The sequence below is a fragment of the Streptococcus infantis genome, from assembly GCF_018499575.1.
GTDB classification, from domain to species: Bacteria; Bacillota; Bacilli; order Lactobacillales; family Streptococcaceae; genus Streptococcus; species Streptococcus infantis_K.
Window position 1 is genome coordinate 440,208 of record NZ_JAHDAP010000001.1, and the last position, 23,008, is coordinate 463,215.

General features: G+C 37.6%; 23 protein-coding genes. 15 read left to right on the plus strand and 8 right to left on the minus strand.

Annotation, left to right across the window (positions count from 1 at the left end; translation table 11 throughout):
• Nucleotides 1–50: 50 nt before the first annotated feature.
• The 9 genes from KJR31_RS02160 to lacD all read left to right on the plus strand — a co-directional run bounded on the left by KJR31_RS02160 (nucleotide 51) and on the right by lacD (nucleotide 7,330).
• On the plus strand, nucleotides 51–662 hold the full coding sequence (locus KJR31_RS02160; RefSeq protein ID WP_214261862.1) for a hypothetical protein: 612 nt from the start codon (nucleotides 51–53) through the stop codon (nucleotides 660–662).
• 188 nt (nucleotides 663–850) lie between these two features.
• Entirely contained in the window at nucleotides 851–1,327 is a 477-nt protein-coding gene (locus KJR31_RS02165) for a PTS sugar transporter subunit IIA (protein WP_214261863.1), read from the plus strand.
• Nucleotides 1,328–1,368: 41 nt separating this feature from the next.
• Entirely contained in the window at nucleotides 1,369–1,674 is a 306-nt protein-coding gene (locus tag KJR31_RS02170) for a PTS sugar transporter subunit IIB (protein WP_006151856.1), read from the plus strand.
• Nucleotides 1,675–1,723: 49 nt separating this feature from the next.
• A complete protein-coding gene (locus KJR31_RS02175) occupies nucleotides 1,724–3,199 on the plus strand; it encodes a PTS galactitol transporter subunit IIC (RefSeq protein ID WP_214261864.1) in 1,476 nt (491 codons plus the stop codon).
• A 94-nt stretch (nucleotides 3,200–3,293) separates the two neighbouring features.
• Nucleotides 3,294–4,187, plus strand: a complete 894-nt coding sequence (locus KJR31_RS02180; protein ID WP_214261865.1) for an aldose 1-epimerase family protein — start codon at nucleotides 3,294–3,296, stop codon at nucleotides 4,185–4,187.
• A 259-nt stretch (nucleotides 4,188–4,446) separates the two neighbouring features.
• Complete coding sequence (lacA, locus tag KJR31_RS02185) at nucleotides 4,447–4,872, plus strand: galactose-6-phosphate isomerase subunit LacA (RefSeq protein ID WP_214261866.1); 426 nt, start codon at nucleotides 4,447–4,449, stop codon at nucleotides 4,870–4,872.
• Between the two features lie 20 nt (nucleotides 4,873–4,892).
• Nucleotides 4,893–5,408 carry a galactose-6-phosphate isomerase subunit LacB gene (gene lacB / locus KJR31_RS02190; protein ID WP_001216925.1) on the plus strand — a complete coding sequence of 172 codons (516 nt, stop codon included), beginning with the start codon at nucleotides 4,893–4,895 and terminating at the stop codon, nucleotides 5,406–5,408.
• A gap of 10 nt (nucleotides 5,409–5,418) precedes the next feature.
• Entirely contained in the window at nucleotides 5,419–6,348 is a 930-nt protein-coding gene (locus KJR31_RS02195; protein ID WP_214261867.1) for a tagatose-6-phosphate kinase, read from the plus strand.
• Nucleotide 6,349: 1 nt separating this feature from the next.
• Entirely contained in the window at nucleotides 6,350–7,330 is a 981-nt protein-coding gene (lacD, locus tag KJR31_RS02200) for a tagatose-bisphosphate aldolase (RefSeq protein WP_214261868.1), read from the plus strand.
• Nucleotides 7,331–7,386: 56 nt separating this feature from the next.
• Here the strand turns inward: lacD and KJR31_RS02205 are convergent, their stop codons facing one another.
• The 4 genes from KJR31_RS02205 to nrdH all read right to left on the minus strand — a co-directional run bounded on the left by KJR31_RS02205 (nucleotide 7,387) and on the right by nrdH (nucleotide 11,833).
• The gene (locus tag KJR31_RS02205; RefSeq protein WP_214261869.1) at nucleotides 7,387–8,154 is read right to left on the minus strand and encodes a DeoR/GlpR family DNA-binding transcription regulator; all 768 of its coding nucleotides are present in this window, start codon (nucleotides 8,152–8,154) and stop codon (nucleotides 7,387–7,389) included.
• Nucleotides 8,155–8,281: 127 nt separating this feature from the next.
• The gene (nrdF, locus tag KJR31_RS02210) at nucleotides 8,282–9,244 is read right to left on the minus strand and encodes a class 1b ribonucleoside-diphosphate reductase subunit beta (RefSeq protein ID WP_214261870.1); all 963 of its coding nucleotides are present in this window, start codon (nucleotides 9,242–9,244) and stop codon (nucleotides 8,282–8,284) included.
• A gap of 141 nt (nucleotides 9,245–9,385) precedes the next feature.
• Entirely contained in the window at nucleotides 9,386–11,545 is a 2,160-nt protein-coding gene (gene nrdE, locus KJR31_RS02215) for a class 1b ribonucleoside-diphosphate reductase subunit alpha (protein ID WP_214261871.1), read from the minus strand.
• A gap of 69 nt (nucleotides 11,546–11,614) precedes the next feature.
• Nucleotides 11,615–11,833: a glutaredoxin-like protein NrdH gene (nrdH, locus tag KJR31_RS02220; RefSeq protein ID WP_006145603.1), complete on the minus strand. Its 219-nt coding sequence runs from the start codon at nucleotides 11,831–11,833 to the stop codon at nucleotides 11,615–11,617.
• A 360-nt stretch (nucleotides 11,834–12,193) separates the two neighbouring features.
• On the opposite strand from nrdH, the gene KJR31_RS02225 reads away from it, so the two are divergent.
• The 3 genes from KJR31_RS02225 to udk all read left to right on the plus strand — a co-directional run bounded on the left by KJR31_RS02225 (nucleotide 12,194) and on the right by udk (nucleotide 14,955).
• Nucleotides 12,194–12,457 carry a phosphocarrier protein HPr gene (locus KJR31_RS02225; protein WP_214261872.1) on the plus strand — a complete coding sequence of 88 codons (264 nt, stop codon included), beginning with the start codon at nucleotides 12,194–12,196 and terminating at the stop codon, nucleotides 12,455–12,457.
• 4 nt (nucleotides 12,458–12,461) lie between these two features.
• Nucleotides 12,462–14,195 carry a phosphoenolpyruvate--protein phosphotransferase gene (gene ptsP, locus KJR31_RS02230; protein ID WP_214261873.1) on the plus strand — a complete coding sequence of 578 codons (1,734 nt, stop codon included), beginning with the start codon at nucleotides 12,462–12,464 and terminating at the stop codon, nucleotides 14,193–14,195.
• Between the two features lie 121 nt (nucleotides 14,196–14,316).
• On the plus strand, nucleotides 14,317–14,955 hold the full coding sequence (gene udk / locus KJR31_RS02235; RefSeq protein WP_214261874.1) for a uridine kinase: 639 nt from the start codon (nucleotides 14,317–14,319) through the stop codon (nucleotides 14,953–14,955).
• Between the two features lie 35 nt (nucleotides 14,956–14,990).
• On the opposite strand, the gene KJR31_RS02240 is transcribed toward udk, so the two are convergent.
• The 3 genes from KJR31_RS02240 to KJR31_RS02250 are packed head-to-tail and all read right to left on the minus strand — an operon-like array spanning nucleotide 14,991 to nucleotide 16,790.
• Entirely contained in the window at nucleotides 14,991–15,554 is a 564-nt protein-coding gene (locus KJR31_RS02240) for an ECF transporter S component (RefSeq protein WP_214261875.1), read from the minus strand.
• Complete coding sequence (gene coaC, locus KJR31_RS02245) at nucleotides 15,538–16,089, minus strand: phosphopantothenoylcysteine decarboxylase (RefSeq protein ID WP_214261876.1); 552 nt, start codon at nucleotides 16,087–16,089, stop codon at nucleotides 15,538–15,540. The genes KJR31_RS02240 and coaC overlap by 17 nt, the downstream gene beginning before the upstream one ends.
• 11 nt (nucleotides 16,090–16,100) lie before the next feature.
• Nucleotides 16,101–16,790 carry a phosphopantothenate--cysteine ligase gene (locus tag KJR31_RS02250; RefSeq protein ID WP_214261877.1) on the minus strand — a complete coding sequence of 230 codons (690 nt, stop codon included), beginning with the start codon at nucleotides 16,788–16,790 and terminating at the stop codon, nucleotides 16,101–16,103.
• Nucleotides 16,791–16,931: 141 nt separating this feature from the next.
• Between KJR31_RS02250 and KJR31_RS02255 the strand changes: the two genes are divergently transcribed.
• The 3 genes from KJR31_RS02255 to KJR31_RS02265 all read left to right on the plus strand — a co-directional run bounded on the left by KJR31_RS02255 (nucleotide 16,932) and on the right by KJR31_RS02265 (nucleotide 21,426).
• Entirely contained in the window at nucleotides 16,932–18,131 is a 1,200-nt protein-coding gene (locus KJR31_RS02255) for a hypothetical protein (protein ID WP_214261878.1), read from the plus strand.
• Nucleotides 18,112–19,587 (plus strand): hypothetical protein, encoded by a 1,476-nt coding sequence (locus KJR31_RS02260; protein ID WP_214261879.1) that lies wholly within the window; start codon nucleotides 18,112–18,114, stop codon nucleotides 19,585–19,587. The genes KJR31_RS02255 and KJR31_RS02260 overlap by 20 nt, the downstream gene beginning before the upstream one ends.
• 168 nt (nucleotides 19,588–19,755) lie before the next feature.
• A complete protein-coding gene (locus tag KJR31_RS02265) occupies nucleotides 19,756–21,426 on the plus strand; it encodes a formate--tetrahydrofolate ligase (RefSeq protein ID WP_214261880.1) in 1,671 nt (556 codons plus the stop codon).
• An 84-nt stretch (nucleotides 21,427–21,510) separates the two neighbouring features.
• On the opposite strand, the gene lysS is transcribed toward KJR31_RS02265, so the two are convergent.
• The gene (gene lysS, locus KJR31_RS02270; protein WP_214261881.1) at nucleotides 21,511–23,001 is read right to left on the minus strand and encodes a lysine--tRNA ligase; all 1,491 of its coding nucleotides are present in this window, start codon (nucleotides 22,999–23,001) and stop codon (nucleotides 21,511–21,513) included.
• Between the last annotated feature and the right edge of the window lie 7 nt (nucleotides 23,002–23,008).

Genomic DNA, 23,008 nt, shown 5'->3' on the forward strand with positions numbered 1-23,008 from the left:
TTGACACTTATCTTTTCTTTCATTAGAATAGGAGTGAAAGGAGAATGATTATGAAAAAAGTCATCAGCTTATCTACACTTTTAGTGTGTTGCCTTTGCCTCGCTGCTTGTAATAGTTCAAAAACTAAAAAAGAAGTAGCTTCAGAAAAAACAACAGTTCAAGAAAGTACCACAACGCAAGATACAACAACTATAGCCGAATCAACGATAAAAGATACACAGGTGATTGGGTCAGATGCCTATGGTTATGTAAAGGTTCCAAAATCATGGATCCATTTTACAGAAGTTGAGGGTGGTGATGATATTCAGTACTGTGATGGAACCGACATTAATATTGTAACCTTAAACACATTTAAGCCAGAGCATCTAGGCGTTAGTGAAAGTGAATATGCCGCTCTTGATGCTGTTCAAGTTTCTACTAGTGTCTATCAAACCAAACAACAAAGTAAGGATTTCTCTAAAGTTTGGGGATCCAAGTCAAAAATTGGTGGTTATGATGCCTATGTTGTTAACTGTATTGCTAAAAATGGGAAATATCTAGTTATCTGGATCTTTAAGTCAGATGACGGTAAGTTTAGATACGTTTCTCTAGAAGGAACACCTGAAGTCTTGAAAGATATGCTTCCTTTGATTGAACAAAGTTGGACTACGAAAAAAGATTAATAGACAAAAAACAGGATCTGTATCCTGTTTTTTTATTTATCTTTACTTAAATCTATGTGTAATAGTTTTTTGTTTAAATTCAAACAAAAAAAATAAAAATCAAACAAAATACAACAAAAAAATATTGACAACGGTTTCATATAGTGTTATACTTGTATCATAAAAGTTAGATATGAAGGGAGAAGGTCATGGGATTAGATCATTTCTTCAGCAAAGACTTAGTCTTTTGTTTAGAAGCGGATAATCAAGAGCAACTCTTTGATCAAGTTGCAACCCTATTAGAAGAAAAGAAAGTTGTTACGGATACCTATCGATCGGCATTAATTGAACGTGAAAAAATGTTCCCAACCGGTTTAGATATGGAATTTCTTGGGAAGGACTTGCCAAACGTAGCAATCCCTCACACAGATACGATTCATAATTTAACTGAAAATGTTGTTGTGGTTCGCTTACCAAAACCAGTAACATTCCATAATATGATTGCTCCTGACAAAGAAGTAGAAGTATCATTACTCTTCTTTATCATCAATAATTCAAGTTCAAGTCAAACAAATATTCTTGCTCAATTGATGGATTTCTTTACAGGTGATGGTCATCTTGAAGCACTCTCTAAGATTACAGAGCCTGAAGCTTTGTTCCAATATATCTCAGAAGCAACTGCTTAACTTTATAAATAACTATAAACTAAAAAACGGAGGAAATCCAAATGATTAAAATTCTTGCTGCATGTGGTGCAGGTGTTAACTCAAGCCACCAAATTAAAAGCGCTCTAGAAGAAGAGCTCTCAAGTCGTGGATACGATGTACAGTGTGACGCAGTTATGGTAAAAGATGTCAATGAAGACTTAATTAAAGGTTATGATATCTTCACACCTATCGCTGCGACTGATTTAGGTTTTGATCCAGGTATTCCAGTTGTTGAAGCTGGACCTATCTTATTCCGTATTCCAGCAATGAGTGCTCCAGTCTATGACAATATTGAAGCAGCAATCAAAGAACACGGATTAAGTTAATTATAATTTTGTTAATATTCCATAACACATCATAAAGGGAGGAAAAATTATGGATTTCATTATTGAGTTGGCCAATAAAGTATTCAAGCCAATCTTGGATATGGGTGGCCCAATCATCATGCTGATCATTTTGACAGTATTGGCTTTACTATTTGGAGTGAAATTCTCCAAAGCACTTGAAGGTGGTATTAAACTTGCCATCGCCCTTACTGGTATCGGTGCTATCATCGGAATGCTTAACGGAGCTTTCTCAGCTTCTCTTGCAAAATTCGTTGAAAATACTGGTATTCAATTGACCATCACTGACGTTGGTTGGGCACCACTTGCTACAATCACTTGGGGTTCTGCCTGGACACTTTACTTCTTGCTCATCATGTTGATCGTCAACGCTGTGATGCTTGCAATGAAGAAAACTGATACACTTGACGTTGATATCTTCGATATCTGGCACTTGTCTATCACAGGTCTTTTGATCAAATGGTACGCTGACAACAATGGAGTTAGCCAAGGAGTTTCACTCTTTATCGCGACTGCAGCAGTTGTGCTTGTAGGGGTACTTAAAATCATCAACTCTGACTTGATGAAACCAACATTCGACGACCTTCTTAACGCACCAAGTTCATCACCAATGACTTCAACTCACATGAACTACATGATGAACCCAGTTATCATGGTTTTGGATAAGATTTTTGATAAGTTCTTCCCAGGTCTTGATAAATATGACTTTGACGCTGCTAAATTGAATAAGAGAATCGGTTTCTGGGGATCTAAATTCTTCATCGGTTTCATCCTTGGTATCGTTATCGGTATCATGGGTACTCCACATCCAGTTGCAGGTGTAGAAGGTGCGGAAAAATGGGAACTTGTTATTAAAGGTTGGTTGTCACTTGGTTTGATTGCCGGTGTCTGCTTGGAGCTATTCTCACTCATCGGTTCATGGTTTATCGCAGCCGTAGAACCACTTTCACAAGGTATTACAAACGTTGCTACTAAACGTCTTCAAGGACGTAAATTCAACATCGGTCTTGACTGGCCATTTATCGCTGGTCGTGCTGAAATCTGGGCTTGTGCGAACGTACTTGCACCAATCATGTTGGTTGAAGCAGTGCTCCTTTCAAATGTCGGAAATGGTATCTTGCCACTTGCTGGTATCATCGCTATGGGTGTGACTCCAGCTCTCTTGGTAGTTACTCGTGGTAAATTGCTCCGTATGATTATCTTCGGAACACTCTTGTTGCCACTCTTCCTTCTTTCTGGTACACTTATCGCACCATTCGCAACAGAACTTGCTAAAGGTGTAGGTGCCTTCCCAGAAGGTGTGAGCCAAACTCAACTCATTACTCACTCAACTCTTGAAGGACCAATCGAAAAACTTCTTGGTTGGGCAATTGGTAACGCTACAACTGGTGATATCAAAGCTATCCTTGGCGCATTAGTATTCCTTGTATTCTACGTTGGTATCTTTGCATGGTACAGAAAACAAATGATCAAACGTAACGAAGAATACGCAGCAAACGCAAAATAATTTGCTCCTAAAAATGTAAATTGTAAAAACTAGGTTGTCAGTTTCCACTATGGAGCAGTCAGCCTAGTTTTTTTGAAAAATGGAGGTATAAGCAGTGATTGAATTAAAATCAGATTATTTACAAGTAGAGTTTCAGTCTCTAGGAGGGGCGCTATCTTCTATAAAAGATAAAGATGGTGTAGAGTATTTGTGGCAGGGAGATCCAACTTATTGGAGTGGACAAGCTCCTGTATTATTCCCAATTTGTGGCTCGGTTAGAAATGATACTGTCCTATATGATCAAGAAGATGGTAGTCAAGTAAAAGGAAAAATACCACGCCATGGTTTAGTAAGAAAAAAAGAATTTGAATTAGTGAACCAAACAGAGAATTCTGTTACATTCGCTATTGAGGATGATGAGGAAATGTATGCAAATTACCCTTATCATTTTCGCTTAGAAATTACTTACACAGTGTCAGGTAAAACTGTACGTACACAGTATAAAATCTATAATAAAGAAACTGAAAAAAATATGTCATACTTTATCGGTGGGCATCCTGGTTTTAACTGTCCCTTACTAAATGACGAGGCATATGAAGATTACTATCTGGAATTTGAAAAGCAAGAAACATGTACAGTTCCGAAACCATTCCCAGAAACAGGAATGTTGGATTTCAAAGATAGAAGTTCTTGGTTAAATAATCAAAAAGAAATAGACTTGAATTATGACTTCTTTAGCTACGATGCTGTGACATTAGATGAGTTGGAATCTCGCACAGTAGCTTTGCGTTCACGAAAACATGATAAAGGTTTGAAACTACATTTTAAAGAGTTTCCAAATCTAATCGTATGGTCAACTCTTAATAAAGGTCCTTTTATTGCTTTGGAACCATGGTCTGGTCTATCTACTTCGCTCGAAGAAGGGGATAGACTGGAAGATAAGAAAGATGTTAAAGTTTTGAAACCTGGCGACATTGATCACCTTGGATTTGATATTGAGATTTTATAAAAAATAAACAAAAACAAACATAAAATGTTGACTTTTCCAACCAATAGTAGTATATTATGTTTATAAAGAACAATTTGTGTTTGTTTTAACAAATTGATTGTTTGGGTTTTTCTCTGAAGAAAACTCTTTAAGAATGAAAGAAGTATTCATTTTTAATTCAAAATAGTGTCAAAAAAACTACTAGTGATTTTTTGAAAAGGTGATTTTAACTGAATTCAAAAATTTTTACTAGTCTATAATAAAAAAAGGAGTATACAATATGTCTATTGTTATTGGTGCAGATGCTGCAGGTTTAAGATTGAAAGAGGTTGTAAAAGACTTCTTGGAAAAAGAAAACTTCCACGTTGTGGATGTCACAGCAGATGGTCAAGACTTCGTTGATGTAACTCTTGCAGTTGCTGAAGAAGTCAAGAAAGAAGAACAAAACCTTGGTATTGTAATCGATGCTTATGGTGCAGGTCCATTTATGGTAGCGACTAAGATTAAAGGAATGGTTGCTGCAGAAGTTTCTGACGAACGTTCAGCTTACATGACTCGAGGTCACAACAACTCACGTATGATTACGATGGGAGCTCAACTTGTTGGGGACGAATTGGCTAAAAACATTGCTAAAGGCTTTGTAAATGGTAAGTACGACGGAGGTCGTCACCAAATCCGTGTCGACATGTTGAACAAAATGTGCTAATGAATGAAAGGTAAGATAAAATGAGAATTGCAATTGGATGTGACCACATCGTAACAAATGAAAAAATGGCGGTTTCAGAATTTTTGAAATCAAAAGGACATGAAGTCATCGACTTTGGTACTTATGACCACGCTCGTACACACTATCCTATTTTTGGTAAAAAAGTTGGTGAAGCAGTAGTTAGTGGCCAAGCTGATCTTGGTGTATGTATTTGTGGTACTGGTGTAGGTATCAATAACGCTGTTAACAAAGTTCCTGGTGTTCGTTCTGCTTTGGTACGTGATATGACAACAGCGCTTTACGCAAAAGAACAATTGAATGCTAACGTTATCGGATTTGGTGGTAAAATCACTGGTGAATTGCTCATGTGTGATATCATTGAAGCTTTCATCAATGCTGAATACAAACCATCTGAAGAAAACAAAAAGTTGATCGCTAAAATCCAACACGTAGAAACACATAACGATCATCAAACGGATGCCAATTTCTTTACAGAATTCCTTGAAAAATGGGATCGTGGTGAATACCACGACTAAGAGGTGACTTATGATTCTAACAGTCACTATGAACCCCTCCATTGATATTTCATATCCTTTGGATGAGTTGAAAATTGACACTGTCAACCGTGTTGTAGATGTTACAAAAACGGCTGGTGGTAAAGGTTTAAATGTTACACGGGTTCTATCAGAATTTGGAGACTCAGTAGTTGCGACTGGACTTGTTGGTGGGAAACTTGGTGAATTTCTAGTAGAAAATATTGATGATAAAGTAAGTAAACGTTTCTTCTCGATCCAAGGAGAAACACGCAACTGTATCGCAATTCTACATGGAGAGAATCAAACTGAAATTCTTGAGAAAGGGCCTGAGGTTCAAGAAAAAGAAGGCCTAGATTTTCTTCATCACTTCAAAGATCTTTTGGAAAGTATTGAAGTAGTTGCTATTTCAGGAAGCCTTCCAGCTGGACTCTCAGTTGATTACTATGCTAGTTTGGTTGAACTTGCTAATCAAGCAGGGAAACCTGTTGTTTTGGACTGTTCAGGCGCAGCTCTTCAGGCTGTTCTTGAATCTCCACATAAACCAACAGTTATCAAACCAAATAATGAAGAGTTGTCTCAACTTTTAGGAAGAGAAATTTCTAAAGACTTGGATGAGCTAAAAGAAGTTCTTCAAGAACCATTATTTGATGGAATCGAGTGGATTATCGTTTCATTAGGCGCTAATGGTGCCTTTGCAAAACACGGTGATACATTCTATAAAGTAGATATTCCAAGAATCCAAGTTGTAAACCCAGTTGGTTCGGGTGATTCTACAGTAGCAGGGATTTCTTCAGGTCTTTTTCATAAAGAATCTGATCAAGAACTCTTGACTAAGGCTAATGTCCTTGGTATGCTTAATGCTCAAGAAAAAATGACCGGTCATGTCAATATGGCTAACTATCAAGGTCTATATGACCAATTAATTGTAAAAGAGGTATAAAATGGTTTTAACAGAAAATAAACGCGCTTGCTTGCAAAAACTCTCAGATGAGAATGGTATCATCTCAGCCCTTGCTTTTGACCAACGTGGTGCTTTGAAACGCCTTATGGCTCAATACCAAACAGAAGAGCCAACAGTAGCTCAAATGGAAGAACTTAAAGTATTAGTGGCAGATGAGTTGACTAAATATGCTTCATCAATGCTACTTGACCCTGAGTACGGACTTCCAGCTACAAAAGCTCTTGATCCAAATGCAGGTCTTCTCCTTGCTTATGAAAAAACAGGATACGATACAACAAGTACAAAACGCTTGCCAGACTGCTTGGACGTTTGGTCTGCAAAACGTATTAAGGAACAAGGTGCAGATGCTGTTAAGTTCTTGCTTTACTATGACGTAGATAGCTCTGACGAACTTAACCAACAAAAACAAGCCTACATTGAACGTATTGGTTCTGAGTGTGTAGCTGAAGACATTCCATTCTTCCTTGAAATCTTGGCTTACGATGAAAAGATTGCGGACGCAGGTTCTGCCGAATACGCTAAAGTAAAACCACGCAAGGTTATCGGTGCTATGAAGGTCTTCTCAGATCCACGCTTTAACATCGATGTCTTGAAAGTGGAAGTTCCAGTTAACGTGAAATACGTTGAAGGATTTGGCGATGGTGAAATCGTTCATACACGTGAAGAAGCAGCAGCCTTCTTCAAAGCTCAAGACGAGGCTACTAACTTGCCATATATCTACTTGAGTGCAGGTGTGTCTGCTAAGCTTTTCCAAGAAACTCTTGTATTTGCCCACGAATCAGGTGCAAACTTTAACGGTGTTCTTTGCGGACGTGCAACATGGGCAGGTTCAGTTGAAGCATACATCAAAGACGGAGAAGCAGCAGCTCGCGAATGGCTTCGTACAACTGGTTTTGAGAACATTGATGAACTCAACAAAGTTCTTAAAACAACAGCAACTTCATGGACTGAACGTGTGTAAACTCCACTTTGATATCATTACAAAAATAAAAAAAGTCTCACCATTGGTGAGACTTTTTAAGGTGTCGATTGAATAATATTTGTTTGTTTGGACAAAGCTTTTAGGGTTTCTTGACTCAGTTTGGAATCTGAAATAATCGTATCAATATCAGCAATGTTATAGAAAGTGAAAAAATCGAACTTATCAAACTTACTATGGTCAGCTAAGAGAATTTTTTTGTTGGCATTTTTTAATGCTAGTTTTTGAACTTCGCCTTCATCTTCGCTAAAAGTAGCAATAGCTTGATCCTTAATTCCATTACAACTAACAAAAGCTTTAGAAAATTGAAGACTATCAATATTCTGGAGCGTTAAGGTTCCGACAAAGGCTCCGGTGATTTCTCGATAATTCCCACCAATTAAAATTAAATCAGTCAATTTTCGTTCATTCAAGATAATGAAAACTGGAAGACTATTTGTTACGACGCGAATATTATCAATTGGAAGTTCGCGAGCAAAGAATTCGAGAGTAGTCCCAGGACCGATAAAGATGGTTTCTCTTTCTTCAACTAAATGGCCAGCAAAGCGAGCAATTTCTTGTTTCTCGGCGATTTGTAAACCTTGTTTTTCGACGTTAGAGCGTTCATTTGCCAAAAAAGAACCAGAACGAAGCTTTTCGGCACCTCCATGAACTCGAACAAGTAGATCCTTGTCAGCTAGTTCCTGAAGATAACGCCGAGCAGTCATATCTGAGATATCTAAACGATTCATTATCTCTTTAACAGTGATTGTACCTTTGGTATTGACAATTTCTAAAATCATATCAAGTTTTTCTTGTTTTAGCATTGAATCACCCCCATATCTAATATTATTTTATCATATTTTAAACATCTAATCAACATAAAGAACAAAAATAAACAAAAACAAAAACATCTGTGTTTGTTTTTAACGCAGATGTTTTTTGTTTTTTTATTTAGTCTAATCCGTAGTTGTAATCGTCGTCCTGCATCGCTTCAACTTCACCAAGTAGATATCCATTACCAACTTGAGAGAAGAAGTCGTGGTTGGATGTACCAGTTGAAATTCCATTCATAACAATTGGGTTTACATCATCAGCTGAGTCAGGGAAGAGAGGATCTTGACCTAGATTCATAAGAGCTTTATTGGCATTGTAGCGAAGGAAAGTCTTGACTTCTTCAGTCCACCCAACACCGTCATAAAGGCTTTCTGTATAACCTTCTTCATTTTCATAAAGCGTGTAAAGAAGGTCGTACATCCATTCTTTTAATTTTTCTTGCTCTTCTTCAGGTAACTCATTGAATCCAAGTTGGAATTTATAACCAATGTAGGTTCCGTGAACTGACTCGTCACGAATGATGAGTTTGATGATTTCAGCAACGTTAGCCAACTTGTTATTTCCTAGATAGTAGAGTGGAGTAAAGAAACCAGAGTAGAAGAGGAAGGTTTCAAGGAATACACTAGCTACTTTCTTTTCAAGTGGTGTTCCGTTAAGGTAAATCTCATTGATGATTTGTGCCTTTTTCTGAAGATATGGGTTTGTATCAGTCCATTCAAAGATTTCTTCAATCTCAGACTTGGTGTTCAAGGTTGAGAAAATAGAAGAATAAGATTTAGCATGGACAGATTCCATAAATTGAATGTTGTTAAAAACAGCTTCTTCGTGAGGAGTACGAATATCTGCACGGAGAGCATTTACCCCAGTTTCAGACTGCATGGTATCCAAAAGTGTCAAACCACCAAAGACTTTTCCTACTAAGTCTTTTTCTTTATTTGATAACTTTCTCCAGTCATCTAAGTCATTAGATAAGGGAATACGTGTATCCAACCAAAATTGCTCTGTTAGTTTTTCCCATGTTGATTTATCAATGACATCTTCGATGGCATTCCAGTTAATGGCTTTGTAGTAAGTTTCCATTACAAATCTCTTTCTTTTTATCTTAATAATTAAAATAAGGATGAATAGTGTATCACTTTAAGATTGAGCTACCGCACAAAAAGTCGGAGTACCGACTTTTTGTTGTTACCTAATCTTAGTATAGATGTTATAAGTTAGTCCTTAAATCACACAGCTTTCACATTGGTTAGCACCAACTTCACCGCCGTCATCTGTATAGGTACGAACGTAGTAGATCGACTTGATGCCCTTGTTAAAGGCGTAGTTACGAAGGATAGATAAGTCACGTGTTGTTTGTTTGTTTTCTTTCTTCCATTCGTAAAGACCTGTTGGGATATCACTACGCATGAAAAGAGTCAGTGAAAGCCCTTGGTCTACGTGCTCAGTAGCAGCAGCATAGACATCGATAACTTTACGCATATCCATATCGTATGCAGAAGTGTAGTAAGGGATGGTTTCAGTTGACAATCCTGCAGCAGGGTAGTAAATCTTACCGATTTTTTTCTCTTGGCGTTCTTCAATACGTTGAGTAATTGGGTGGATAGAAGCAGATACGTCATTGATGTAGCTGATAGAACCATTTGGTGCCACAGCAAGACGGTTTTGGTGGTAAAGACCATCTGCTTGTACTTTATCACGAAGTTCAGCCCAATCTTCTGCACTAGGGATGAAGATGTCTTTAAAGAGTTCTTTGACACGCTCTGATGTTGGAACAAACTCTCCAGTCACATACTTATCAAAGTAAGTGCCGTTGGCATAGTCAGATTTTTCAAAGTTGTGGAAGGTAACGCCACGTTCACGCGCGATGTTGTTTGATTCTACGAGGGTCCAGTAGTTCATGAGCATGAAGTAGATGCTAGTGAACTCAACAGACTCAGGTGATCCGTATTCGATCAATTGTTGGGCAAGGTAGCTGTGAAGTCCCATAGCTCCAAGTCCGAATGTATGAGCTTGGCTGTTTCCGTGGTCGATAGTAGGAACAGCTACGATGTGAGAACTATCAGTAACGAAGGTCAAAGCACGCACCATAGCACGGATTGAGCGACCAAAGTCAGGTGAAGTCATCATGTTGACCACGTTTGTTGAACCAAGGTTACATGAAACGTCAGTACCCATTTGAACAAATTCTTGCGCATCGTTGATAAGACTTGGTTCTTGGACTTGAAGAATTTCTGAACACAAGTTACTCATGATAATCTTTCCATCAACAGGATTTGCACGGTTAGCAGTATCGATATTGACTACATACGGATAGCCAGATTCTTGTTGCAATTTAGAAATTTCAGTTTCCAAATCACGAGCTTTGATTTTTGTCTTACGGATGTTTGGATTTGCAACCAACTCATCGTATTTTTCAGTGATATCAATATAGTTGAAAGGAACGCCATACTCTTTTTCAACAGAATAAGGACTGAAGAGATACATTTCTTCATTTTTACGTGCTAATTCGTAGAATTTATCTGGTACCACAACACCAAGTGAGAGAGTCTTCACACGAACTTTTTCATCGGCATTTTCTTTCTTAGTTGAAAGGAAGGCGATAATGTCTGGGTGGAAGACGTTGAGGTAAACAACCCCAGCACCTTGACGTTGACCCAATTGGTTAGAGTAAGAGAAGCTATCTTCGAAAAGCTTCATAACTGGAACGACACCAGAAGCAGCACCTTCATATCCTTTGATAGGGGCTCCAGCTTCACGAAGGTTGCTGAGGGAAATCCCGACACCACCACCGATACGTGAAAGTTGAAGAGCTGAGTTGATAGAACGTCCGATAGAGTTCATATCATCTGTTACTTGAATCAAGAAACAGGACACCAATTCACCACGACGTGCACGACCTGCATTTAGGAAAGATGGTGTAGCAGGTTGGTAGCGTTGGTGGATGATTTCATTTGCGATATCAATCGCGATAGCTTCATCTCCATCAGCAAAGTAAAGAGCGTTAAAGAAGACACGGTCTTCCATGCTTTCAAGATAGTATTCGCCATCATTCGTTTTCAAGGCATATTGATTGTAAAACTTGTATGCTGCCATGAAAGACTTGAATTGGAAGTTTTGATCTTTAATAAATTGATAAAGCTCTTCTAAGAATTCTGGACGATATTTTTTGATAAACGCTGTTTCGATATAGTCTTGTTTAATAAGGTAATCGATTTTATCAGTGATAGAATCAAAAACCATAGAATTTGGTACAACATTTTCTTTAAAGAAAGCATCCAAGGCTTCTTTATCTTTATGAAGCATAATTTGACCGTTAACTGGACGGTTAATTTCATTGTTTAGACGGAAGTAAGTTACATCCTCAAGTTGTTTTAATCCCATAAAATTTCCTTTAATTCATTACAAAAGAAAGGCTTCTAAGATTGACATAGAAGCTTTGAGTCCTGATTGTTAAGCAAGTTTTTTGAGTTTTGCTGGTTGGAAGCCAGAGAAAACTTCAGTTGGTGTTTGAATGATAGGAGCAGCACTAAAGCCGAGCTCTTTAACTTGTTCAATAAATTCAGGTTGTTCGTCAAGATTGATTTCGCGATACGCGATGTTGTTACTGTCTAAGAATCGTTTGGTCATTTTACATTGAACACAATTATTTTTAGAATAAACGGTTACCATTCGTTAACTCCTCTTTCAAAATTTAATCACTTCTTAAGTATATCAGAAAAAAAATCTTTGTCAACGAAGAAAAACTAAATATTGTAGATTTTTTTTCGATGAGTGACGACCGAACACAATATATAGTGATTGCAAAAAATAAAACCCATAAATAACAGCGTTTTCAAAATGATAAAAATATAAAAAACTACATGATGTATTTTGATACATAAAATAGAAGATTTTCAGCAAGTTATCTGAAAGGAAAAAGAAGAAATCCCATAAAATACTTGAAAAAAATCCCAGAAGGTGATATAATACCAAATTGTAAGGGTTATCAGATATAACTCAAAAAGAAAACAATTAAAGGAGAGTCAAATTATGGCTTCTAAAGATTTCCACGTAGTGGCAGAAACAGGTATTCACGCACGTCCAGCAACATTGTTGGTACAAACTGCTAGCAAATTTGCTTCAGATGTTACTCTTGAGTACAAAGGTAAATCAGTTAACCTTAAATCTATCATGGGTGTTATGAGCCTTGGTGTAGGTCAAGGTGCTGATGTTACAATCACTGCTGAAGGTGCAGACGCTGACGATGCTATCGCTGCTATCTCAGAAACAATGGAAAAAGAAGGATTGGCATAAGAATATGACAGAAATGCTTAAAGGAATCGCAGCATCTGATGGTGTTGCAGTTGCTAAAGCATATCTACTCGTTCAACCGGATTTATCATTCGAGACTATTACAGTCGAAGATACAAATGCTGAAGAGGCTCGTTTGGATGTTGCTCTTGAAGCTTCTCAAAACGAGCTTTCTCTTATCCGCGAGAAGGCTGTAGGTACGCTTGGTGAAGAAGCGGCACAAGTATTTGACGCTCACTTGATGGTTCTTGCTGACCCTGAATTGATTGGTCAGATTAAAGAAACAATTCGTGCTAAAAAAGTAAATGCAGAAGCAGGTCTTAAAGAAGTAACAGACATGTTTATTACGATCTTTGAGGGGATGGAAGATAATCCATACATGCAGGAACGTGCTGCGGATATCCGCGACGTAACCAAACGTGTGTTGGCAAATCTTCTTGGTAAGAAATTGCCAAATCCAGCTTCTATTAATGAAGAAGTAATTGTCATTGCACACGACTTGACTCCATCTGACACTGCTCAATTAGACAAAAACTTTGTAAAAGCTTTTGTTACGAATATCGGTGGACGTACAAGCCACTCAGCTATCATGGCTCGTACACTTGAAATCGCAGCAGTTCTTGGTACAAACAACATTACAGAACTTGTAAAAGATGGTGATGTTTTGGCTGTATCTGGAATCACTGGTGAAGTAATCATCAATCCAAGTGAAGAACAAATTGCAGAATTCAAAGCAGCTGGTGAAGCTTATGCGAAACAAAAAGCTGAATGGGCTCTTTTGAAAGATGCTAAAACAGTTACTGCAGATGGCAAACACTTCGAGTTGGCTGCTAACATTGGTACCCCTAAAGATGTTGAAGGTGTGAACGAGAACGGTGCAGAAGCAGTTGGTCTCTACCGTACTGAATTCTTGTACATGGATTCTCAAGACTTCCCAACTGAAGACGACCAATATGAAGCTTACAAAGCAGTTCTTGAAGGTATGAACGGTAAACCTGTTGTCGTTCGTACAATGGATATCGGTGGGGATAAAGAACTTCCTTACTTTGATCTTCCTAAAGAAATGAACCCATTCTTGGGTTACCGTGCTTTGCGTATCTCAATCTCTGAAACTGGTAATCAAATGTTCCGTACACAATTGCGTGCCTTGCTTCGTGCATCTGTTCACGGTAAATTGCGTATCATGTTCCCAATGGTTGCTTTGTTGAAAGAATTCCGTACTGCGAAAGCTATTCTTGAAGAAGAAAAAGCAAAATTGGTTGCTGAAGGTATTGCAGTTGCAGATGATATCCAAGTTGGTATCATGATTGAAATCCCTGCTGCAGCGATGCTTGCTGACCAATTTGCTAAAGAAGTTGATTTCTTCTCAATTGGTACAAACGACTTGATCCAATACACAATGGCTGCTGACCGTATGAACGAACAAGTCTCATACCTTTACCAACCATATAACCCATCAATCCTTCGCTTGATTAACAACGTGATCAAGGCAGCTCACGCTGAAGGTAAATGGGCTGGTATGTGTGGTGAAATGGCCGGCGACCAAACTGCGGTTCCACTCCTTGTCGGAATGGGATTGGATGAGTTCTCAATGTCAGCTACTTCAGTGCTTCGTACACGTAGCTTGATGAAGAAATTGGACACAGCTAAGATGCAAGAATACGCTAACCGTGCTCTTACTGAATGTTCAACAATGGAAGAAGTTCTTGAACTTTCTAAAGAATACGTTAACTTTGATTAAAATCACTAAAACCTTGTAGAACGAAACTACAAGGTTTTTTTATGGCCTAATTTAGAAAGTCCATCTGTAAAATTTTATAAAAATATGGTAAAATAGACAAAGGAAAAATACGGAGGCAACTATGCAAAACAGACCAATCATTATCGGAGTAACAGGGGGATCTGGTGGAGGAAAAACCAGCGTTTCTAGAGCAATCTTGTCGCATTTTCCAAATGAGAAAATAGCCATGATTGAACATGATTCCTACTATAAAGATCAATCTCATTTAACCTTCGAAGAACGAATCAAAACAAACTATGATCATCCTTTTGCTTTTGATACTGATTTAATGATTGAGCAAATCAAGGAATTGTTAGCAGGAAGACCAGTTGACATCCCAACTTATGACTATACTGAACATACTCGTAGTTCAAAAACTTACCGTCAAGAACCTCAAGACGTCTTTATTGTAGAAGGAATTTTGGTTTTGGAAGACAAACGTCTTCGTGATTTGATGGATATCAAGATTTTTGTGGACACTGATGATGATGTTCGTATCATCCGTCGTATTAAACGAGATATGGAAGAACGTGGTCGTAGTTTGGATAGCGTTATTGATCAGTACCTTGGTGTTGTCAAACCTATGTATCACCAGTTTATCGAACCCACTAAACGCTATGCTGACATTGTAATACCTGAAGGGGTGACCAATACTGTGGCAATTGATTTATTGACCACAAAAATTGAGAAGATTTTAGAAGAAGCTCGTTTAGCCCAGTAATAGAAAGAAAAAAACTGTATCAAAAGATACAGTTTTTATTGTTTAATCTTTTCAAGTCTCGGAACAATGATGAGGGTTAAGAGGGCTGAGATAATTAATTCTGCGATTGAATTTGTTGAGATAACAGTCGCTAAGAGTTTTTGAATATTTCCATCAAAAACATTACCAAAGAGAAAGAAGATACCACCTAAAACAAATACTGTATTTGTCAGTGAGCCAAGTGCACCTGCAAAGATGAGTCCAGCTCTTCCCTTTAGTAGTTTATAGACGAAATAGGGTGTCAAACCGATTAAGACACGAGGAACAATTGCAATCACAACTGAATAAAAGTTACCATTTGGTACAAATGGTGAGAAGAGATAGCTTGTTGGTAGGATAGTGAGTGTATTAACCGTCAAGCTAAGCATTCCCATCAAGAAACCTAAGGTTGCGCCAATTCTAGGTCCATAGATAATACTTGCAATGATTACTGGAATGTGAACGATGGTTGGTTTGATTGGAAAAGGTAGCACATTAAATAAAATTGAGCTCAGTAAATGAATAACAATCATAATGGCAAAAAAGATGGCGATTGGAGCAATATTAGAGCGTTTGTTCATGAAGTTTATCCTTTATTTCTTGTATAATAGTTTCAAGATCAGCGAGAGCACCACGACCTGTATCTCCGCATGCGAGTAAAGAATCTTTGGGAGAAATAATAGTATAGCCGTAATTTTCTAAGGTTTTTAGATTAGCTTGGGTTGCAGGATGCTCATACATCTTTGTGTTCATAGCTGGTGCTATTAATTTTGGTACAAAATGTGGCAATGCAAGAGCAGTAGTAGTCACCATGTTGTCAGCTAGGCCATGAGCTAGTTTAGCGATTGTATTAGCCGTTGCAGGAACTACGATAAATAAATCTGTTTCCTTACCAAGCTCTATATGATTGACTTTGTCAGGATAAGGTTCCTGCATAACATCTAGATGCACAATATTTTGAGATAAGACTTGAAGGGTCAAGGGCTGAATAAATGCTGTCGCAGCCTGAGTCATGAGAACAGTCACAGAATATCCCTGTTTCTTCAAGTTGCTAACTAAATCAGCAGCCTTATATGCGGCAATAGATCCAGTAATAGCGATTGTAATATTAGCCATATGATTCCTTTCTAAGTATTCAATTTCAGGATTCTATCGAGGAGTAAATCAGCAATTTCCTGTTTACTAGTAGCAGTTTGAAAACTATTTTTCTCAACTAAGTATGCCTTATGTTGCTCACCGTTAATCTGAGTAAGATCGTTAGCGACAATTAAATCAGCTTGGTTCTTTTCAAGACTTTCACGAGCAATTTGTATCAGATGTTCCCGACTGACATCAACTAATAATTTAAAACCAATTAGATGAATGTTGGGATTCCATTCTTTCACAAGAGATATAATCTTAGGATTTTTCTTGAGAAAAAGCACCTGTACGTCATCTTTGGATGAGATTTTTGTTTCCTGATTCTTCCTATCTAAAAACTCTGTTAGATCTTGACTAGCCTGAACCTCGTCAAAACCAGCCATATATATAGGAGTGTAGTCGGATACAGCCATGGAATGAATTAAAATCTGATAGTCCATTATTTTGTCTTTCATAGTTTGTAGCAAATCAGCTGTATTTTTTATTTCAATGATGGTTAAGCTTTGATGAGGGCTTGGTTTAACCGCTTGGGAGGTTGTAATTAAACAAACCTGGTGTCCAGCCTCTAGCAGGGTTTCAGTGATAAGTTTACCTAGTCGACCAGAAGAGTGATTGGTAATAGAACGAACTCTATCAATTGCTTCACAAGTACCACCAGAAGTAACTAAAATTTTCATAGAACTATTGTACAAAAAAATGAGCAGTAAGTAAAATGAAAGCGATATAATACAATTAAAAATTATAACTATATTATTATTGACAATTAACTTAATATATAAGATAATTATTCTAGTTGTATTTGAAGAGGAGAAGCCGTTATGGACTTTTTTAAATTTGCAGATAATATTGTTAAAGAAGCTAGTAAAGTAATTGATGATGCTAGTAAGACAACCGGGGCGGTACTTAATGAAGCTGGTAAAGCTATAGATAGTACTGGGAAAGTTACAGGAGAGTTATTATCAGATTCTGTAAAAGTAATAGGAGATGTATCTAATAAGATCGGAAATGTTGTTTCAGATGTTTCAGGTCAAGCTACAATAGTAGCGAAAGATGCTTTTCAACAAGTAAGTGAGGTTACATCAGACACAATTAATCAAGCTGGTAAAGTTGCAACTGAAGCAAAATCACAAATTGATTCAATAGATCTTTTTAATGACAAATTAAGGTCGGAAGCTGTTGCGAACTATCATGAATCTATTCAAACATATAATGAGAAGGCCACAGAACTAACGCATAAATCGACTGAACTTTATCAAACTAGAGGTAAAGCCATTAAAGTTGTAAAAATCGTTGAAGAGAGAATTAGTAAGTTAGCAAATAAACCGAAAGAATTTGAAACAAAATTAGAAGAGATAATTGTTGAAATACAGAATTTCGAAGATAAGCAACTGGCTATTACTCAAGCTATAAAAGAAGCAGAATTAGCCAGCGGTAGTACAGCAGCAACAGCTTCTTTAAGTGCTTTAGGGGTGACAGTTGCAACTTTAGGTCCTACTGCGGCAATGGGAGTCGCAACTACTTTTGGTGTCGCATCGACAGGAACTGCAATTTCTAGTTTGACAGGTGCAGCAGCAAATAGTGCGGCATTAGCTTGGTTAGGTGGAGGAAGTATAGCTGCAGGTGGAGGCGGTGTTGCTGCTGGTAATGCCTTTCTAGCTATGGCAGGACCTGTTGGTTGGGGAATTGCAGGATTAATGTTAACGGCGTCTGTCGGAGCAGGTGTTTTTGCTAATAAAAAAAACGAAGAAGTAGCTAAAGAAGCGCTTGATGAACAAAAGAAAATTGAGTTATTAATTAGACAAACTGAAAAATCTATAATAGAAATTAGTGAATTGATTAATTTAATTGAAAAACAAACTGAAGGAATTTATTTAGCTAATTTGTCATTAATTGGGATGGACTATAGCATATTTACCGAAGAAGAAAAATATCAAGCAGGTAGTTTGGTAAATTCAACCCTTTCTCTGACTGAAATGATCAATAAGGAAATTAAAGTAAATGATGGTTCAAGTTGCTAATAGGGCATTCTATCAAGGTATAGGAGCATATGTAAATTGTCTAAATAATCTTAGAATTCAAGACTTACAAATTGCTATGAAGATAATAGAGGATGAAGCACGCAAAGTCGTCTTAAACAATGACAATGCTTCAAAAATATTAAACTATACTAAAGACAATATTGAAGACGTTATTCTAAAGAAGCGTGGGGGAGACTACGGTGGTCACGGGTTTATAGCTGAATTTGCAGAAGCAGGAATTGTAAATGCAAGAAGAGCTATTGAAGGATTAAATCCTATTGTAAAAGTATTGAATGATAATGGGCCAGCCGATTTATTAATTGGCAGAAATACCATTCAAATGAAGTTTTATAATAATTTACGTGATGAACTAGCTCAATCATTTCATTACAGTGAAAAAATGAAAATGATGTTTCCAAAAGATCACGTGTTAGTATACGAAAAAATTATGACTGGCGCCAAAGAAGTTGAATTTAATGGTAAAAGATTGTCTGTTAAACAAATTACGGATATACGACAAATGATTAATGATATTACTAAAAGCAAGGGACTTACTTCATATAAATCTTGGATGAAATCATCTGTTTTAAATTATGATGATGCTCAAAAAAATTCAATTAACTCTCTTTTAGATTCTGAAGAAAAGAATATTCGTAAAACAGTTAGACTTAAACAACAAGAATTAAATAAAAAACGATTAGTAGCGCAAAAACATGCATTACCAAATTTAAAAGAAGCTACTAAGGTTGCAAGAAACGCAGCTTTTTTGCAAGGTGGTTTAGCTCTGTTGTCAAGTGTGTATGGAAAATGTAAAGAAGGAAAAAGTATTTTTGAATTCGAACAATCAGATTGGTTAGATTGTGGATTGAATTCATTACAAGGAGTTGCATGTGGAGCGATAACAGGATATTCAATTTACGGATTAACTAATATTTTTGGTATTAGCGCTCCAAATGCAAGTGCTTTAGTAATGGCTACTTATGGGATGATAGATGTCATTTTGAGATTCAGATCTTCTGAAATAACTCAAGATGAACTTATGAATCTTTTGACATTAAATGTAATAGATTCTTCTTTTGCTGCAATTGGAGCTTGTGTTGGTCAGATTATGATCCCAATACCTGTTCTAGGTTCTGTAGTTGGTTCAATAGCTACTTCAATAATTTGGGAAATAGGCAAAGGGTTTCTAAGTGACAGGGAACAGAAATTAATTCAAAATTACAGGGAAAACTTAGATAGCCATATCAAAAACTTAGATGATAAATACAAGATTATTTTTAATGATATTATAAATAAATATCATAAACTAGGACGATTACAGGATTATTCATTTGATTTATCCCTTAATACCCGTCTTCGCTTTGAGTATTCAATTGAATTAGCTGAAAACTTAGAAATCTCTGATAATCAAATTTTGCATAACTTAGACGAAATTGACAACTATTTTCTAAATTAGAAAAATTTTATAATAGTTAAAATCTATAAAGGCATATAAAAATTTAAATAGAGATAAAGAAAGTCTGTTATTTAGCGATATTCACGAACGTTACTAATCATAATGACTGTAAAAAATCTTGTTTTATGATATAATGAATTAACACATTAGAGGCTAGAGGAGTTTTTTATGAAAACAGATATTGAAATTGCACAGAGTATTGAGTTAAAACCAATCGTTGATATCGTAGAAAAACTAGGTATTTCTTACGATGATTTGGAATTATTCGGAAAATACAAGGCTAAACTCAGCTTTGATAAGATTCATGAAGTTGAAAGTAATCCAGTTGGTAAGTTGATTTTGGTGACAGCCATCAACCCAACGCCAGCAGGTGAAGGGAAGTCAACTATTACAATTGGTCTTGCCGACGCTTTGAATAAGATTGGTAAGAAAACAATGATTGCTATTCGCGAACCTTCTCTTGGTCCTGTAATGGGGATCAAAGGAGGTGCAGCTGGTGGTGGTTATGCTCAAGTGTTACCAATGGAAGATATCAACCTTCACTTTACTGGTGATATGCACGCAATCACAACTGCAAACAATGCTCTCTCTGCCTTGATTGACAATCACTTGCACCAAGGAAATGAGCTAGGAATCGATCAACGTCGTATTCTCTGGAAACGTGTTGTTGACTTGAACGACCGTGCTCTTCGTCACGTAACTGTTGGTCTTGGTGGTCCACTTAATGGTATCCCACGTGAAGATGGATTTGACATCACTGTTGCTTCAGAGATTATGGCTATCCTTTGCTTGGCAACTGATATTGAAGATTTGAAACGTCGTTTAGCGAATATCGTCATTGGCTACCGTTATGATCGCACACCTGTTTCGGTTGGTGATTTACAGGTTGAAGGTGCCTTGGCATTGATTTTGAAAGATGCTATCAAACCAAACTTGGTGCAAACAATCTATGGAACACCTGCCTTTGTACATGGTGGTCCATTTGCCAATATTGCTCACGGATGTAACTCAGTTTTAGCAACTAAAACTGCTCTACGTCTAGCAGATTATACAGTAACAGAAGCTGGTTTTGGTGCCGATCTTGGAGCTGAGAAATTCCTTGATATTAAAACTCCAAACTTGCCAACTTCACCAGATGCAGTAGTTATTGTTGCAACCCTGCGTGCTCTTAAGATGAATGGTGGAGTTGCTAAGGATGCTCTGACAGAAGAAAATGTAGAAGCAGTTCGTGCAGGATTTGCTAACTTGAAACGCCACGTAGAAAATATCCGTAAGTTCGGTATTCCAGCAGTAGTTGCTATCAACGAATTTGTATCTGATACAGAATCTGAAATTGCAGCCTTGAAAGAACTCTGTGCTTCAATTGATGTTCCAGTTGAATTGGCTAGCGTATGGGCTAATGGTGCAGATGGTGGAGTAGCACTTGCTGAAACTGTGGTCAAAACGATTGCTGAAAATCCGGCTAACTATACTCGTCTTTACGATAACAATCTTTCTGTTCAGGAAAAAATTGAAAAAATTGTTACTGAAATCTACCGTGGTAGCAAAGTAAACTTCGAGAAGAAAGCTCAAACTCAAATCGCTCAAATCGTTCAAAATGGTTGGGATAAACTGCCAATCTGTATGGCTAAGACTCAGTACAGCTTCTCAGATAATCCTAACGCTCTTGGTGCACCTGAAAACTTTGAAATTACTATTCGTGAATTAGTACCAAAACTTGGTGCAGGCTTCATCGTTGCCTTAACTGGTGATGTTATGACTATGCCTGGACTTCCAAAACGTCCTGCCGCTCTCAACATGGATGTTGAAAGCGATGGAACTGTTCTTGGATTATTCTAATTCAAACACAAAAGACAACCTCTTTGATAAGGTTGTCTTTTTAACTACAAAAAAACTCCTAGAAATCATCTAGGAGTTTAGTTTTTATTTCATAGTTGGGAAAAGAAGTACATCACGGATAGTAGTAGTATCAGTGAGTAGCATGCAGAGACGGTCGATACCGATTCCCAAACCACCTGTTGGCGGCATACCGTATTCAAGGGCTTCGATGTAGTCGTAGTCAATGCCAGTCGCTTCGTCGTCACCAAGTTCTTTGGCTTTAGCTTGGGCTTCGAAACGGCTAAGCTGGTCGATTGGGTCGTTAAGCTCAGTGAAAGCATTTCCGTATTCTTTAGTCATGATGAAGAGCTCGAAACGGTCAGTGAAGCGCTCATCTTCAGGATTTTTCTTAGCGAGTGGAGATACAGCTACTGGGTGACCATAGACAAAGGTTGGTTGAATCAAGGTTTCTTCGACAAATTCTTCAAAGAAGGCATTGATGATGTGACCAACTTCTGTGTAATGTTTTTCAACTGGAACTTTCTTGTCAGCAGCGATAGCTTTAGCTTCTTCGAAAGTCATATCTTTCCAGAAATCAACTCCTGTAATTTCCTTGATAGCATCAACCATATGAACACGTTTGAATGGTTCGTTGATCTTGATTTCAGTACCTTGATAAATAACTGGGCCATCGCCTTTGACAGCTTTAGCAACGTGTTGGATAATACCTTCAGTTAAGTCCATGATGTCTTGGAAGTCAGCATAAGCTTGGTAAACTTCGATAGAAGTGAACTCAGGGTTGTGTGTAGCATCCATTCCTTCGTTACGGAAGATACGTCCAATTTCATAGACACGTTCCATACCACCGACAATCAGACGTTTCAAGTGAAGCTCTGTCGCGATACGAAGCACCATGTCAATGTTTTGAGCATTGTGGTGTGTGATGAATGGACGAGCAGCAGCACCTCCAGCTTCATTGTGAAGAACAGGTGTTTCAACTTCTAGGAAACCTTTTTGGTCAAGGTAACGACGGATTTCAGAGATGATTTTTGAACGAGTGACAAAACGTTCAAAGCTTTCGCGGTTAGAAATCAAATCAAGGTAACGTTTACGATAGATGGTTTCAACGTCAGTTAGACCGTGGAATTTTTCAGGAAGTGGACGAAGAGCTTTAGACAAGTGAGTGATGTGTGTAGCCTTGATAGAGAGTTCTCCCATATCGGTACGCATGACTTCACCTTCGACACCAAGGAAGTCTCCTAGGTCAGCCTTTTTAAAGATTTCGTAGTTTTCTTCACCGACAGCATCTTTACGAACGTAGATTTGAATTTGACCTTCACGGTCTTGAAGGTGAGCAAAACCAACCTTCCCTTTACCACGTTTTGTCACCAAACGTCCAGCGATAGTAGCAGTTTGGTTTAGTTCGTGCAACTGTTCTTTATCAAGGTCAGCAAATTTATCTTTTAGTTCTTGAGAGTTAGCAGTACGTTCAAAACGTTTCCCGAAAGGATCAATTCCTTGTTCACGAAGAGCTGCCATTTTTTCGCGGCGAACGATCTGCTGGTCATTCAATTCTTCCATATGTTCTGTTGACATGAGTTCC

Excerpts from the sequence above, each read along its gene's own strand:
- KJR31_RS02160 (WP_214261862.1), top strand. The coding sequence starts at position 51 with ATGAAAAAAGTCATCAGCTTATCTACACTTTTAGTGTGTTGCCTTTGC.
- KJR31_RS02165 (WP_214261863.1), top strand. The coding sequence starts at position 851 with ATGGGATTAGATCATTTCTTCAGCAAAGACTTAGTCTTTTGTTTAGAA.
- KJR31_RS02170 (WP_006151856.1), top strand. The coding sequence starts at position 1,369 with ATGATTAAAATTCTTGCTGCATGTGGTGCAGGTGTTAACTCAAGCCAC.
- KJR31_RS02175 (WP_214261864.1), top strand. The coding sequence starts at position 1,724 with ATGGATTTCATTATTGAGTTGGCCAATAAAGTATTCAAGCCAATCTTG.
- lacA (WP_214261866.1), top strand. The coding sequence starts at position 4,447 with ATGTCTATTGTTATTGGTGCAGATGCTGCAGGTTTAAGATTGAAAGAG.
- lacB (WP_001216925.1), top strand. The coding sequence starts at position 4,893 with ATGAGAATTGCAATTGGATGTGACCACATCGTAACAAATGAAAAAATG.
- KJR31_RS02195 (WP_214261867.1), top strand. The coding sequence starts at position 5,419 with ATGATTCTAACAGTCACTATGAACCCCTCCATTGATATTTCATATCCT.
- lacD (WP_214261868.1), top strand. The coding sequence starts at position 6,350 with ATGGTTTTAACAGAAAATAAACGCGCTTGCTTGCAAAAACTCTCAGAT.
- KJR31_RS02205 (WP_214261869.1), bottom strand. The coding sequence starts at position 8,154 with ATGCTAAAACAAGAAAAACTTGATATGATTTTAGAAATTGTCAATACC.
- nrdF (WP_214261870.1), bottom strand. The coding sequence starts at position 9,244 with ATGGAAACTTACTACAAAGCCATTAACTGGAATGCCATCGAAGATGTC.
- nrdE (WP_214261871.1), bottom strand. The coding sequence starts at position 11,545 with ATGGGATTAAAACAACTTGAGGATGTAACTTACTTCCGTCTAAACAAT.
- nrdH (WP_006145603.1), bottom strand. The coding sequence starts at position 11,833 with ATGGTAACCGTTTATTCTAAAAATAATTGTGTTCAATGTAAAATGACC.
- KJR31_RS02225 (WP_214261872.1), top strand. The coding sequence starts at position 12,194 with ATGGCTTCTAAAGATTTCCACGTAGTGGCAGAAACAGGTATTCACGCA.
- ptsP (WP_214261873.1), top strand. The coding sequence starts at position 12,462 with ATGACAGAAATGCTTAAAGGAATCGCAGCATCTGATGGTGTTGCAGTT.
- udk (WP_214261874.1), top strand. The coding sequence starts at position 14,317 with ATGCAAAACAGACCAATCATTATCGGAGTAACAGGGGGATCTGGTGGA.
- KJR31_RS02240 (WP_214261875.1), bottom strand. The coding sequence starts at position 15,554 with ATGAACAAACGCTCTAATATTGCTCCAATCGCCATCTTTTTTGCCATT.
- coaC (WP_214261876.1), bottom strand. The coding sequence starts at position 16,089 with ATGGCTAATATTACAATCGCTATTACTGGATCTATTGCCGCATATAAG.
- KJR31_RS02250 (WP_214261877.1), bottom strand. The coding sequence starts at position 16,790 with ATGAAAATTTTAGTTACTTCTGGTGGTACTTGTGAAGCAATTGATAGA.
- KJR31_RS02255 (WP_214261878.1), top strand. The coding sequence starts at position 16,932 with ATGGACTTTTTTAAATTTGCAGATAATATTGTTAAAGAAGCTAGTAAA.
- KJR31_RS02260 (WP_214261879.1), top strand. The coding sequence starts at position 18,112 with ATGATGGTTCAAGTTGCTAATAGGGCATTCTATCAAGGTATAGGAGCA.
- KJR31_RS02265 (WP_214261880.1), top strand. The coding sequence starts at position 19,756 with ATGAAAACAGATATTGAAATTGCACAGAGTATTGAGTTAAAACCAATC.
- lysS (WP_214261881.1), bottom strand. The coding sequence starts at position 23,001 with ATGTCAACAGAACATATGGAAGAATTGAATGACCAGCAGATCGTTCGC.